The organism is Pseudooceanicola sediminis (assembly GCF_003575965.1).
Taxonomy (GTDB): Bacteria; Pseudomonadota; Alphaproteobacteria; order Rhodobacterales; family Rhodobacteraceae; genus Pseudooceanicola; species Pseudooceanicola sediminis.
In genome coordinates this window covers 193,872-207,389 of record NZ_QWJJ01000005.1, presented here as the reverse complement: position 1 = coordinate 207,389, position 13,518 = coordinate 193,872, and the positions used below count along the sequence as shown (strand labels likewise).

Sequence of the window (13,518 nt, the reverse complement as noted above, 5' to 3'; positions counted from 1 at the left end):
CGATGTCCCCCATCGATACGCCGCGCGCCTTTATCCCGGTCCGCATTGCCGTGCTGAGCGTCAGTGACACGCGCGGCCCGGAAGACGACAGGTCGGGCGACACGTTGGTCGCGCGGATCGAGGCAGCAGGACACGTCCTGGCTGATCGAAAGATGCTGCGCGATGATCGCACCGACATCACGCGACAACTGCGCAGATGGATCGCGGACGACGGCGTCGACGTGGTGATTTCCACCGGGGGGACAGGGTTGACCGGCAGGGATGTGACGGTCGAGGCCCACCGTGACGTCTATGAAAAGGAAATTGATGCCTTCGCCACGGTCTTTACCATCGTGTCGATGCAAAAGATCGGTACTTCTGCGGTGCAGAGCCGGGCCACGGGCGGTGTCGCGGGCGGCACATACCTGTTTGCTTTGCCCGGCAGCACCGGCGCCTGCAAGGATGCCTGGGACGAAATCCTTTGCAAGCAGCTCGACTACCGCCACATGCCCTGCAACTTTGTTGAGATAATGCCCCGCCTGGATGAGCATTTGCGGCGAAAATAGCGCATCATTCCTGACACCTTCGTGACTTGGAATGTGGTATTGTCATGCGCATCCTACTCGGCAAAGTTGTTTGATGCGACACATGCAACGCAAACGGTAAATCCAACGCTGGACCCTGCACATGCGATTTCTGACCCGAAGCCTGTCCGGGCTGTTCCTGTTGGCGGTGACCCTCGGTCTGCTGGTCTATGCGGGTACATTGGTTGCCAGCGCGATCGAAACGCGGATGTCGCAGGAACCGTTCATCCCGAAGGCGCGCGAACGGGCGTTTACCGTCAACGTGGTTCATGCGCAGCCGGAAACAATCGCACCTGTGCTAACGGCGTATGGTAGTGTGCAAAGCCGACGGACGCTGGATATCCGTGCCTCGGCCACTGGTCCCGTTGTGCATCTTGCGGCCGAATTTCGTGAAGGGGGCCGGGTCGAGCAGGGGCAGACGCTGCTCAGGGTTGATCCGCAACCGGCGCAGGCCGCGCTGGACCGGGCTGTTGCCGACCTCGCCGATGCGCAGGCCGAAGTGCGCGATGCCGAGCGCGGCCTTGTCATTGCGCGCGACACACTGCACGCGGCCGAAGATCAGGCCAGGCTGCGCGGCAAGGCGCTGACGCGGCAAAACCAGCTGGTCGAGCGTGGCATCGGATCGGCAGCCGCGGTCGAAGAGGCCGAGCTGAGCGCGGCCTCGGCGCGTCAGTCGGTGCTGGCCTCTCGAAGTGCGCTGGCCCAGGCCGAAGCGCGTATCGATTCCGCAGCGACGGCGCTGGACCGGGCACGTATTGCACGTGACGTGGCGCAGCGCGGTTTGGATGATACAGTGATCACGGCAGTTTTCGATGGCACATTGTCAGGGGTTACGCTGGTTCAGGGCCGCCTTTTGTCCGCAAACGAAATGCTCGCCCAGCTGATCGATCCTGATGCGATGGAAGTCGCCTTTCGGATCTCGACGGCGCAATATGCGCGGATGCTGGACGAGAAGGGGCGCCTGAAACCGCTGCCGGTCTCGGTGTCGCTGGACAATGCCGATACGGCGCTGACGGCGAGCGGGCACATCAGCCGGGACAATGCCGCAGTTGGCGAAGGGCAGACTGGTCGCGTTGTCCTGGCCACGCTTGACCAGACACGAGGTCTGAAACCAGGTGATTTCGTGACGGTCAAGGTATTGGAGGATCCGCTGAACGGGGTCATCCGCCTTCCGGCGACCGCGCTGGATGCCTCGGGGCAGGTGTTGGTCCTGGCCGAGGGAAATCGCCTCGATGTGATGCAAGTGGTATTGGTGCGGCGCCAGGGGGACGACGTGTTGGTACGGAGCGATGATTTGGCAGGGCGGGACGTCGTGGCGCAGCGCACGCCGCTGCTCGGCCGTGGCATATTGGTGCGTGCCAATCGTGCACGGCAGGATGGCACCGCGCGTACCGAGGACGGCCCGGCACAGGACAGCCTGGTCGAACTGAGTGCAGAGCAGCGCGCACGCCTCGTTGCCTTCGTGGAGGCAAGCCAGTCGATGCCCGCCGAAGCAAAAAGTCGCATCCTGGCTCAACTTGATCAGCCAAAGGTGCCGGCCGCCACGATCGCGCGCCTGGAAAGCCGAATGGGGGGCTGATCCATGATGCGCCCACCACCGGGATCGGCAAGGGGCCTGCTGAGCTACTTTGCGCGCCACCGCACGGCGGCAAACCTGTTGCTGGTGGTGATGCTGGTGGCGGGAATAGCGGCTGTGCCGCGTATGCGCGCGCAATATTTCCCGGATGTGATCATAGACAGTGTACGCGTCAGTGTCGCGTGGGAGGGTGCGGGGGCTGAGGACGTCGACCTTGCCATCGTACAGGTTCTGGAACCCGCCCTGCTGGCGGTCGAGGGAGTGGCCGAATCCGCGTCGCAATCTACCGAAGGTCGCGCGCGGATCGAGCTGGAGTTCGAGCCGGGCTGGGATATGGCGCGCGCCGCCGATGACGTCCAGGCGGCAGTTGACGCCGTTACCACGCTTCCAGAGGAGGCCGACTTGCCCGAAGTTCGGCGCAGTGTCTGGCGCGATCGGGTGACGGATGTCATCATCACAGGCCCTGTCGGGGTGGATCAACTGGCGCGCTTTGCCGATGAGTTCGTGACCCGCTTGTTCGCCGCCGGGGTTACGCGCGCCACCATTCGCGGCCTGGCTGCGCCGCGAACGACGGTCGAGGTGCCCTCGGCCAGCCTGATCCGGCATGATGTAACACTGCAGCAAATCGCAGCGGTCATTGCCGCCGAGGTCGATACTGATCCGGCAGGGGACGTTGACGGTGCCAACGCAAGGGTCCGCACGGGCACGCAAAAACGAACGGCAAAACAGATTGAGGCAATAGTTCTGCGCAGCAATCCCGATGGGTCGTCGCTGACCATCGGTGATGTGGCGCGCATACGGGTTGAGGGTGCCGATCGCGCGCGCAGCTACTTTGTCGGAAATGATCCTGCCATATCCGTGCGGGTCGATCGGTCGGACAAGGGCGACGCAATCCGCATCCAACAGCAAGTGGAAACGGTCGCGGCAGACCTGGAGGCGACATTGCCGGCGGGAACCTCGATCGATCTGATCCGCACCCGCGCCGAGGCGATTTCCGGACGGCTGGACATTCTTGTCGACAACGGGGCCCTGGGGCTTGTGCTGGTCCTGGGGTTGCTGTTCCTGTTCTTGAACGCGCGCACGGCACTCTGGGTGGCGGCCGGCATCCCTGTGGCCATGCTGACTGCCATAGCGCTGATGTACCTGGCCGGTTTAACCCTGAACATGATTTCGCTTTTTGCCCTGATCATCACGTTGGGGATCGTGGTGGATGATGCCATCGTTGTCGCGGAATATGCCGACGCGCGCGTAAGGCAGAGTGGTGAAGGCCCGGTCGAGGCTGCCGAAAGTGCCGCCAGTCGCATGTCCATGCCGGTCTTCTCGGCCACCCTGACCACAGTCATCGCGTTCTTTGGCCTGACCGTGATCGACGGGCGCTTTGGCGACATGATTGCCGACATTCCCTTTACCGTGATCGCGGTGCTGGTCGCCTCCTTGGTCGAATGCTTTTTGATTCTGCCAAATCACATGTCTCACGCGCTGGCCCATGCAGGGCAGCGCCATTGGTATGATTGGCCGTCGCTGAGTGTGAACCGCTGTTTCGACTGGATCCGCGACACACTCTTCCGCCCCCTGATGGCCGGAGTCATCTGGGCCCGCTATCCGGTATTTGCCTTTGTGCTGCTGATCTTTGCGTCGCAGGTATCGATGTTCATTCGTGGTGATCTGCAATGGCGTTTCTTCAACTCGCCGGAGCAGGGGTCGATCACCGGGAATTTCATGATGGCGCCCGGGGCGACGCGTGAAGACACGATGGCCATGATGCGCGAAATGCAGCGCGCTACCGATGCCGTTGCTGAAACATTTGCTGCGGATTATGGTCGCAGTCCGATTGACTATGTCATAGCCGAGGTCGGCGGCAACAGTGGTCGGGATCTCGCTGGCGCCGACACCAAAGACCCGGAGCAACTCGGGTCCATTGCCATTGAACTGATCGACGCGGATTTGCGGCCCTATTCCAGCTCTCGTTTCGTGGCAGCCTTGCAAGACGCGGTGCAACAGCATCCGTTGACAGAAGTGCTGTCTTTTCGCAGTTGGGGGTCCGGCCCTGGTGGCGATGCTCTGGATGTGCAGTTCTACGGCGCCGATTCCGAAACGCTGAAGGCGGCGTCCGAAGATCTCAAGACAAGTCTGCAACGCTATCCCGAGGTCTCGGCCGTTGAGGATAACCTGTCCTACGACAAGGATGAGTTGGTCCTGGATTTGACCCCGCAAGGGCAAGCTTTGGGCTTTACGATAGATGAACTGGGACGGGTCCTGCGTCACCGGCTGAACGGTATTGAGGCTGCGACCTATCCGGACGGGCCGCGCAGCGCCGTCATCCGGGTTGAACTGCCCGAAGATGAGCTGACGGCGGACTTTCTGGAGCGTACAAACCTGCGTTCACCGACGGGACAATATGTCCCCCTGGCCGACATCGTGCGCGTGACGCAACGCAGCGGATTTTCGACTGTACGACGCGAAAACGGCCTGCGTGTGATCTCGGTCAACGGTGATATTTCAAAAGATGATCCGGCGCGTGCCGCCGAGATCATGTCGGCGCTGACCGATGACATCCTGCCTCGCATTGCCTCCGAACGGCAGATCGAATTTCGCTTGTCCGGGTTGGCGGAACAGGAGGACAGGTTTCTGTCGGATGCCGGGGCCGGGCTCATCTTCGTGCTGACGGGGATCTACCTGGTTCTGGCATGGGTCTTTGCAAGCTGGTTGCGTCCCCTCGTGGTCATGGCCATCATCCCGTTCGGGCTGATCGGCACATTTTACGGTCATGCCATCTGGGATGTACCGCTGTCGATGTTCACCGTTGTCGGGCTGTTGGGCATGACCGGCATCATCATCAACGATTCCATCGTTCTTGTTACGACGATCGATGAATATGCGGCAGAACGCGGGCTGTTTCCGTCGATCATCGATGGTACGGCAGACCGATTGCGCCCGGTCGTGCTGACGACGCTGACCACGGTCCTCGGGCTGGCCCCCCTATTGTATGAACGTTCAAGCCAGGCGCAATTCCTCAAGCCGACGGTGATCACGCTGGTCTATGGCCTGGGGTTTGGCATTGTATTGGTCTTGCTGGTGGTGCCGTCCCTCATGGCGATGCAACATGACCTTAAGCGGATGAGGCTTGCGTTGCGCAGGTCATTGAGGGCACGACGGGCCAAAGGGTTGCGGGCGCTTAACCGGTTCGGTGTGGTCGTGACGCTGTGCTGGCTGGCGCTGACGATGGGATACGCCCTCTGGCAAGATGCGATATTTGCACCGCTCTTGGCGTTTTTGCCATGGGGGGCAGATTTGCCGCTGATGCTGGCCGCATTCGTCCTGTTTATCGCAGGCATGATCGCGGTTACCCTGTCTCTGTTTGCCGTCAGCGCGCTTTTGTATGCACGGCGCGGCGCACCCGCTGCCTGATCCGGTGCGTCTGTCTACCGGGCGTCGCAGCCAACCAGCTCGACGGCATAGTTGCTTCCCAGCACCGTGATGCGCAGTCTCGAGCGGTCGATCACGACAGGGCCCCCGTAAGAGACGATCTTGGCGTGCGACACCAGAGTGTTGCCTTCGCGATGCGAGGTCGAGTCGGACACCAGAACATCCGGCAGGGCCGTTTCGAAGACCGTCACCTCGTCGCCACCCGACGACGGCATATCGAGGCGCGCCTCGAGTTCGAGACCTTCCTTAGTCGGAGATACTTTGCAGATTGCCTTGCGCAGCTTGGCTTCTGACGCTGAATAGGGGCGCCCGGCAAGTGCCGCGGCGATGGCGGGCGCCCGGCGGGTCTGATTTGCCGCAAGGTCCGCCGTGACGCGAACATCCAACGGAACGCAAACGGTTTCGCAGATCCCCAGCTGGATATCGCCCTTCAGGACAACTGGCGCTGCCCCGTCCTGCGGCGTGACACGCAAGGGCAGGACAACCCTGTCCTTGTACCCGATCGAACGCAGTCCATCGAGGTCGAAGACATGCGGGCGGGGCCAAATCACCTCCACACCTGCGAGGTTGGTAGAACCGGACCAATTGAAACTCGGCGGGATGCCCGCGCTGCCGGGTGCCCGCCAGTATGTTTTCCAGCCGGGCGCGAGGGTGAGCTCGAGCCCCGCCATATGGTACCCGTCCGCGTCGCGCCATCCCGGCAGCACCTTGGCATCAAGATAGCTTGCATAGGGGTTCGCGTGTGCCGGGAACCCAGCGACGACAGTGGCCGCCGCAATGGCGATGCTGAGAAATATCCGTTTCATCCGATCACAGATGCAGCGGTCGAGATGAAATGCCAACTCACAAAGCGGCGAGACCGGCGTCATTGATCGCAGAGGTGGAGCCAGATCACGTCTTTTTCGTTGCGCTTGACGCCCTGTCGCGTCAATGCTGCAGGTGGTGGGGTTTGTTTTCGAGTCATAGGGGCATTTAAATTGCCGGAACTCTTCGATCTCACAGGCAATATCCTGATTGCCACGCCAGGGCTGTCGGACGACCGTTTCTCGAACTCCGTCATTGTTGTTTGCGCGCATTCGCAGGACGGTGCCATGGGGCTTATGGTCAATAAGCCGACAGATCAGGTCGCGGCGGCCGACCTGTTTGACCAGCTTTCGATAACGCGCAGCACCAGGATGCCGCAGTTGACCGTTTACGCGGGTGGACCCGTCGAGTTGGAGCGCGGCTTTGTTCTGCATTCGCCGGAATACAAATCGTCCATTTCCACGCTGGCGGTGACGGATACGCTTGCAATGACGGCGACCCTGGACATCCTCGAAGATATTGCCGAGGGCCGGGGGCCGCGTCAGTCCTTGCTGGCTCTGGGATATTGCGGCTGGGGGGCTGGCCAGTTGGAACGCGAGATTGCCGAGAACGGCTGGCTGACCGGCGAGGCAACCTCTGATCTGGTTTTTTCACAACCCGACCCGCGCAAGTGGGAACTTGCGCTTGCGGCGCAGGGCATTCACCCGCTGACCTTGTCCACGGCTTACGGACGCGCCTGACAAGGCTGCATGGTTTCCGGTTTCAAGTCCGCGGTGCAGCGGCGCGGGTAAGGCGATCATTGATGGCCAACCCTATGCCGCGCATGGGGATGGGGGACACGGCGATGCGCATCGCGCCCATGGCGTCCAGGCGGTGCATCATCGTGAACAGGTTCGCGGCGGCCTCTGCCAGATCGCCAGAAGTTGAAAGGTTCACGACACAGTCGACAGCGCCAAACCCCAACATGGTTTCGCCGGGCTGAACCGTCTCGGCATTCAGGCGCATCGTGCCACGCGGGGCATAGTGCGACCCCATTTGCCCGGGCGCCTCGATACGGTTGTCTTCGCCGATAGGCGATTGCAGGGTCAAGCCCGTACGGGCGCGGATATCCTCGGGTCCGATGCTGCCGGGTCTGAGCAGGCGCAATTTACCCTCCTCATCCACTGCCAGAATGGTCGACTCGACACCGACGGCACAGGGCCCGCCGTCAAGGATGGCGGCGATCTTGCCTTCGAGCCCTTGCAACACATGGTCCGGCGTGGTCGGACTTATCCGCCCCGAGGGATTTGCCGAAGGCGCTGCAACGGCACCACCGAAACGTCGCAACAGGTCATGCGCAACAGGGTGGGCCGGCACGCGCACTGCCAAGGTGTTCAGGCCCGCCGTCATCAAGGGCGAAATGGCCGCGCCAGGTCTGATCGGCAGGACCAGCGTCAGGGGGCCGGGCCAAAAGGCATTTGCCAGAACCCGTGCGGCGTTGGGAAAGACCGTCAGCTCGGCTGCGGCATCGGCACTGGCGAGGTGCGCGATCAGCGGGTTGAAGCTGGGGCGGCCCTTTGCCTCGTATATCGCGGCGACTGCCCGATCATTGGCCGCGTCTGCTGCCAGGCCGTAGACGGTTTCCGTCGGCATCGCGACAAGCGATCCCTCCTTCAACAGGCGTGCAGCCTCGTCCAGGCCGGCCTCGTCTTGGCTCAGATGGCGCGTTTTCAGTCGGGACATGGGCTGTCCTTTTCGATGTGACATTTTCCGTGACGCGGCGTTGCAGTTGATGACAGATGCCGTGTCGATACGGTAGCAGACCTGTTAAACGTGCCAATACAGCCAGGCATTCGTATTGCCAAGCGGCACTGGGAGGAGATCACCATGCCATTTCGCGCGCCAGTCACCGATTTCACCTTTCTTCTGGAAAAAGTCGTCGGCTTTGAAAAAGTTGCACAAACCGAAGCATTTGGCGACGCGACGCCCGACACCGTCGAGGCGATCCTGACAGAGCTTGGTCGTTTGACCGAAGAGGTATGGGCCCCCTTGCAGCGCAGTGGCGACACTGATCCAGCCAAGCTGGAAAACGGCATCGTGCGCACGTCCAAGGGCTATGCCGAAGGATTTCGTGCCCTGGCTGAGGGTGGCTGGCTGGGGTTGTCAGCGCCCGAGGAATTCGGAGGCATGGCGCTGCCGGGTACGCTGACTGCCGCCATGAACGATATGCTGTCGGCATCCTGCCTGTCCCTCGGACTGAACCCGCTGTTGACGCAGGGCCAGATCGAGGCGCTGGAACATCACGCCAGCCCCGAGATCCAGGCGATGTATCTACCCCGCCTGATCAGCGGTGAATGGACCGGCACGATGAACCTGACAGAGCCGCAGGCCGGATCCGACGTGGGGGCGTTGCGGACGCGGGCGGAGCCGAAGGGCGACGGGACTTATGCGGTAACGGGGCAGAAAATCTACATTTCCTGGGGGGATCATGATTTCGGTGGCAATGTTTGCCACCTGGTCCTTGCGCGCCTGCCAGATGCGGCGCCGGGGACAAAGGGTATCAGCCTGTTCATGGTGCCGAAGTATCTGCCGAACGAGGACGGCTCTCTCGGGGATGCGAATACGTTGCGCGTGGTCAGCCTGGAGCACAAGATGGGTCTGCACGGCTCACCCACGGCCGTCATGGAATATGACGGGGCGACCGGATGGCTGATCGGGCAAGAGCACAAGGGCATGGCGGCGATGTTCACGATGATGAACAACGCCCGTCTCGGCGTGGGCATTCAGGGCATCGGGGCGGCAGAAGGCGCCTATCAGCACGCGCTGGCGTTTGCCCTCGACCGCAAGCAGGGTCGGACCGTTCTGGAGGGAAAACCAGACGCAACGGGGGCGATCATCGACCATGCCGACGTGCGCCGGATGCTGGCCACGATGCGCGCCGATGTCTTTGCATCGCGCGCGATCGCATTATCCTGCGCTGTGGCAATTGATCTGGCCAAGGCCTCGGGATCGGCCGAGGCGAAGGCCAGGGCGGCGGTTCTGACCCCGATTGCCAAGGCCTTCGGTACGGAAACCGGAATGCGCGTCGCCGAAATGGGCGTTCAGATTCACGGTGGCATGGGCTTTATCGAGGAAACCGGCGCGGCGCAGTATTACCGCGACGTGCGGGTGACCGCGATCTACGAGGGCACCAATGGCATCCAGTCGATGGACCTGGTGGCCCGCAAGATGATGGACGGCGGAGAAGCCGTCTATGCCCTGATCGAGGAGATGCACGCGGTGGCCGAGGCGGCCCGAGGGCAGTACGATACCCTAGCCGAACCGCTGTGGCAGGCTGTGGAAACGCTGCGCGAGGCGACGGAGTGGATGGTCAGCCAGAGCGATCTGAACGAGCGCTTCGCGGGATCGGTCCCCTATCTGATGGGGTTTGCCAGGGTGTTGGGCGGTTATTTCCATCTCAAGGCCGCACTGGCCGAAGACGGGGACGGGCCGCGCAGCCGTCTCGCCGGGTTCTATATCGCACGGATGTTGCCGGAGCATGTCGGGTTGCTGGCACATGCGACGGTCGGGGCCGAGGATCTTTATTCGATCTCGGTCGAGGATCTGTCGGCATGACGCTGAACGCGCCGATCCGGTTTCCCTGGGAAACACCACCAGCGGTCGGCGAGACGGTCGAGGTGGCCGAGGGCATTCTGTGGATCCGTCTGCCGTTGCCGATGGCGCTGGATCACGTCAATGTCTTTGCCCTGGATGACGGAGATGGCTGGACCATCGTTGATACCGGTTTTGATTCCGGTCGGACGCGCGCCATCTGGCAGGCGTTGCTGGACGGACCCATGGCGGGAAAGCCGGTGCGCCGGGTCATGATGACGCATCATCATCCCGATCACTGCGGGCTGGCGGGCTGGTTTCTGGCGCAGGGCGCAGATGAGCTCGTCTCCTCTCGAACTGCATGGCTGACGGCACGGATGCTGGTGCTTGATGTGCAGGATGCGCCTTCTGATGCGGCAGTGACCTTCTGGCGGCGGGCCGGTATGCCTCCGGATCTGCTGAGCCGCAGGATCGCGGAACGCCCCTTCAACTTTGCCGATGTCGTTCACCCATTGCCGATCGGCTTTACCCGGTTGCAGGAGGGCGATGTCTTCCGCGCAGGCGGTCGTACATGGGACGTGCGGATGGGGGATGGCCACGCGCCAGAGCACGTGACCCTCTGGTCGCGCGAGGATGCGTTGGTCATCGGCGGGGACCAACTTTTGCCCTCGATCAGTGCGAATATCGGGGTTCACCCGACGGAGCCGGAAGCCGACCCCCTGAGCGAATGGATCGATGCGACACGCCGGCTGGCGCAATATGGACGCGACGATCACCTGGTGCTTTGCGGGCACAAGCTGCCATTTACCGGGTTGCCGACGCGGCTGCGGCAAATGATCGAAAATCACACGTCGGGACTGGCGCGACTGCAAGAGCATTTGCAGACGCCCCGCACCGCCGTCGAGTGTTTTCCCGTGCTTTTCAAGCGTCGCATCGATGAAGGTGTCTTCGGGCTTGCCTTGGTAGAGGCGGTGGCCCATCTCAATAACTTGCACCAGTCCGGCGCGGTGTCACGCAGCCTGCGTGAAGACGGCGCCTATATCTGGCAAAGCAGGGAGTAAGGCATGTCGCAATCCATCGAGACCAGTGCGGAGGCGGTTGAAAATTCATTTCTGCCCTGTCGTCACGAGGCGCACACCATGTCCGGCCAAGCCAGCGCGGACAAACTGCCTGAAAAGGTCATCGACAAGCCTGTCACCTCCAAGAGCCCGGCGGCGTGGGCCTATGAGCGTTTGGTTCTCTACATCCAGAATTTCGAAGAAAACCTGGATGCCGAACATGAAGTCGCGATGGGATTCGCGGGCGGGGACGCCGGTGTCTTGCGGATCGAGGGTATGGGCTATTTCGATCCCGATATCGTGACGTTTTACGGCACCGACAGCAGCGGTGCCCGGACGCAGTTGATCCAGCACGTGACCCAGCTTGCCGTCATGTTGCGCGCCATGCCGAAACAGGTGGAGCAAGAGGCGCCTCGGCGCATCGGGTTTCAGCTGCGGGCAGATCTGGAAAACACGGAAACGGACGTCACCTGAGCAGGTGACAGGGTGAACGTAATCCGCTATCCACACCTGCGACGATAATTTCTTCTTGAGGTACACCGATATGGGCGAACACAAGCACGGCGATATGGATATCGAAACGCAGGAAAAAACCTTCGAAGGATTTCTGCGCACCTCGACCTGGGTTGCAGGTCTGGCCATTTTCGCCCTGATTTTCCTCGCGCTGTTCAACAGCTGAGCTTTGCATTCGGGTCGATTGAGACCCGGCTGCAACGTTTTACCGCGCGGGAGATCGCATGAGACTTGTATTATTGGCTCTGGCCGCGATCGCGGTGCTTTCGGGGTGCGCGGGCGGACCGAAATCGCCTGGCGAAGACGCACTGAAGGCGGGCGAACCCGACGTGACGCGCGGTGCCTACCATTTCGATGGTCCGCCGTCGCTGACCCTGATCACTGTTCGCAACAACCGGACCGGTTCGGGCGGACATACGGCGCTGATGATCAATGCAGATCAGCGAGTCATCTTTGATCCGGCAGGTTCCTTTCGGCATCCACGTATTCGACGTACCGGCGACGTTCTGATCGGCATCGATCCCGCGTTCTATAATGGATACAAAAGCATGCATGCGCGACCCACATACAACGTGGTGACGCAGTCAGTGTCGGTCCCGCCGGACGTCGCGGCAAAGGCACTGTCGCTGGCGATGGCCCGTGGATCGGTCGGGCAGGCGCAATGTGCGCGTTCGACCTCGGCCATTCTGCATCAATTGCCGGGCTTCGAAGAGATCGACGTGACGTTCTTTCCCAATCGCCTGATGGACAACTTTGAGGCCGTAACCGGCGCGCCAAAGCAGATACTGTACGAGGGATTCACGCCGGACCGGATCACGGCGAACATGACTGTTCAAGCGAACGGATAGTGGTCAGCCGACCAACCACAACATGACGTACAGCGTTGTTGCTCCGCCAAGGATGGCGATCAGGGTATTTCGCAGGTAAATCCCGGCGATCACCGTCACCATCGCGGCAATAAAGCGCGCCGGGTCCAATTGCCCTTCTGTCGCCGCCGGCCATGCCACCAGTGGGGCCACGATGGCGGGCAGGATCGCAACCGCCGTATAGCGTAGGTGGCGCAACAACCATTCCGGCATGGGCCGATCACCGATCAGACCGATGAAGACAAAGCGCAGGGCAAAGCTGCCCAAGCCCAGGCCGATGATCACGATCCACAAATCGACGTGGTTGATCGTGTCCGCTGTTTGCGTGATGCTTGCGTCCATTATGCGCGCCTTCCCATCATCAGTTCGACCTGTGCGCCCGTGATCATTCCGGCCAAACCTGCGACGAGCAGACCCAGATTGTAAGGCAGCCATGCAAAGCACAGGGCGATGACGATCGCAACGATGCAGGCGGACAGGTGCGCCAGGGTTCGGAGCATCGGCGCAACCATCGCGATAAAGGTAATCGGCATGGCAAAGTCGAGGGCGAGCCCCGCGGGAATAGTGCTTCCGATCATCGCGCCGACGATGGTCAGCAGATACCAGAACGGGCAGATCGTCATTACCACCCCGGCGAAATAGCTCAGCCTGTGTTGGAGGGTCCAGTTCGGGTGTTTCTCATACGCGACAACGGCGCATGCGTAGGTCTGATCGACCATGCAATAGGCCACAAGCGCCCGTTTCCACAACGGCGCGGCACCCAGGTAGGGTGTCAGTGAGGCCGAGTACATCGCCATTCTCAGGTTGACCGCCAGGGCCGAGGCCAGCGCAATGAACACCGGTGCGCCATCGCTCAGCAGTTGCAGGGAGGTGAATTGTGCCGCCCCTGCGATCACCGCGACGGAATACATCAGCGCCTCAAGGACATTCAGCCCCGCTTCGGTGGCCACGACCCCGAACAGCACGGCAAAAGGCACAATGACCAGAAGGAAGGGCGCACCGTCCCGTACACCCCTCCAAAAGGTCGACCGGATGCTGGCGGAGGGCGGGGGATCTGCATAAACTGTCATGAGGCCGGACGCTATCCTGCGCGTCAGGCAGAGACAATTGCAGGTGATGCAAATTCGCTTCTGCGTGTTTGC

13 protein-coding genes are annotated in these 13,518 nt (G+C 61.5%); 9 read left to right on the top strand and 4 right to left on the bottom strand.

The window, feature by feature from the left end; all coding sequences use genetic code 11:
- Positions 1 to 2 precede the first annotated feature (2 nt).
- From moaB to DL237_RS07375, 3 genes are all read left to right on the top strand, one after another.
- Complete coding sequence (moaB, locus tag DL237_RS07385; RefSeq protein WP_119398413.1) at positions 3 to 545, top strand: molybdenum cofactor biosynthesis protein B; 543 nt, start codon at positions 3 to 5, stop codon at positions 543 to 545.
- A 121-nt stretch (positions 546 to 666) separates the two neighbouring features.
- On the top strand, positions 667 to 2,142 hold the full coding sequence (locus DL237_RS07380) for an efflux RND transporter periplasmic adaptor subunit (RefSeq protein ID WP_119398412.1): 1,476 nt from the start codon (positions 667 to 669) through the stop codon (positions 2,140 to 2,142).
- A 3-nt stretch (positions 2,143 to 2,145) separates the two neighbouring features.
- The gene (locus tag DL237_RS07375; RefSeq protein WP_119398411.1) at positions 2,146 to 5,547 is read left to right on the top strand and encodes an efflux RND transporter permease subunit; all 3,402 of its coding nucleotides are present in this window, start codon (positions 2,146 to 2,148) and stop codon (positions 5,545 to 5,547) included.
- 14 nt (positions 5,548 to 5,561) lie between these two features.
- On the opposite strand, the gene DL237_RS07370 is transcribed toward DL237_RS07375, so the two are convergent.
- Complete coding sequence (locus DL237_RS07370; protein ID WP_119398497.1) at positions 5,562 to 6,371, bottom strand: protein-disulfide reductase DsbD domain-containing protein; 810 nt, start codon at positions 6,369 to 6,371, stop codon at positions 5,562 to 5,564.
- Between the two features lie 171 nt (positions 6,372 to 6,542).
- Between DL237_RS07370 and DL237_RS07365 the strand changes: the two genes are divergently transcribed.
- Entirely contained in the window at positions 6,543 to 7,109 is a 567-nt protein-coding gene (locus DL237_RS07365) for a YqgE/AlgH family protein (protein ID WP_119398410.1), read from the top strand.
- Between the two features lie 22 nt (positions 7,110 to 7,131).
- On the opposite strand, the gene DL237_RS07360 is transcribed toward DL237_RS07365, so the two are convergent.
- Entirely contained in the window at positions 7,132 to 8,091 is a 960-nt protein-coding gene (locus DL237_RS07360) for an L-threonylcarbamoyladenylate synthase (RefSeq protein ID WP_119398409.1), read from the bottom strand.
- Positions 8,092 to 8,235: 144 nt separating this feature from the next.
- Here DL237_RS07360 and DL237_RS07355 point away from each other — a divergent pair, with 144 nt between their 5' ends.
- Genes DL237_RS07355 through DL237_RS07335 form a run of 5 tightly spaced genes read left to right on the top strand, consistent with a single transcriptional unit; the run spans position 8,236 to position 12,358 of the window.
- Positions 8,236 to 9,963 (top strand): acyl-CoA dehydrogenase, encoded by a 1,728-nt coding sequence (locus DL237_RS07355; protein WP_119398408.1) that lies wholly within the window; start codon positions 8,236 to 8,238, stop codon positions 9,961 to 9,963.
- Positions 9,960 to 11,000: an MBL fold metallo-hydrolase gene (locus DL237_RS07350; RefSeq protein WP_119398407.1), complete on the top strand. Its 1,041-nt coding sequence runs from the start codon at positions 9,960 to 9,962 to the stop codon at positions 10,998 to 11,000. Before DL237_RS07355 ends, DL237_RS07350 begins: the two co-directional genes overlap by 4 nt.
- Positions 11,001 to 11,003: 3 nt before the next feature.
- Positions 11,004 to 11,471 (top strand): DUF6173 family protein, encoded by a 468-nt coding sequence (locus tag DL237_RS07345; protein WP_119398406.1) that lies wholly within the window; start codon positions 11,004 to 11,006, stop codon positions 11,469 to 11,471.
- A gap of 55 nt (positions 11,472 to 11,526) precedes the next feature.
- The gene (locus tag DL237_RS07340; protein ID WP_321186006.1) at positions 11,527 to 11,676 is read left to right on the top strand and encodes an aa3-type cytochrome c oxidase subunit IV; all 150 of its coding nucleotides are present in this window, start codon (positions 11,527 to 11,529) and stop codon (positions 11,674 to 11,676) included.
- Positions 11,677 to 11,734: 58 nt separating this feature from the next.
- Positions 11,735 to 12,358: a hypothetical protein gene (locus DL237_RS07335; protein WP_147405317.1), complete on the top strand. Its 624-nt coding sequence runs from the start codon at positions 11,735 to 11,737 to the stop codon at positions 12,356 to 12,358.
- 3 nt (positions 12,359 to 12,361) lie between these two features.
- Here the strand turns inward: DL237_RS07335 and DL237_RS07330 are convergent, their stop codons facing one another.
- On the bottom strand, positions 12,362 to 12,718 hold the full coding sequence (locus DL237_RS07330; RefSeq protein WP_119398403.1) for an AzlD domain-containing protein: 357 nt from the start codon (positions 12,716 to 12,718) through the stop codon (positions 12,362 to 12,364).
- Entirely contained in the window at positions 12,718 to 13,446 is a 729-nt protein-coding gene (locus tag DL237_RS07325) for an AzlC family ABC transporter permease (RefSeq protein ID WP_119398402.1), read from the bottom strand. The genes DL237_RS07330 and DL237_RS07325 overlap by 1 nt, the downstream gene beginning before the upstream one ends.
- Positions 13,447 to 13,518 lie beyond the last annotated feature (72 nt).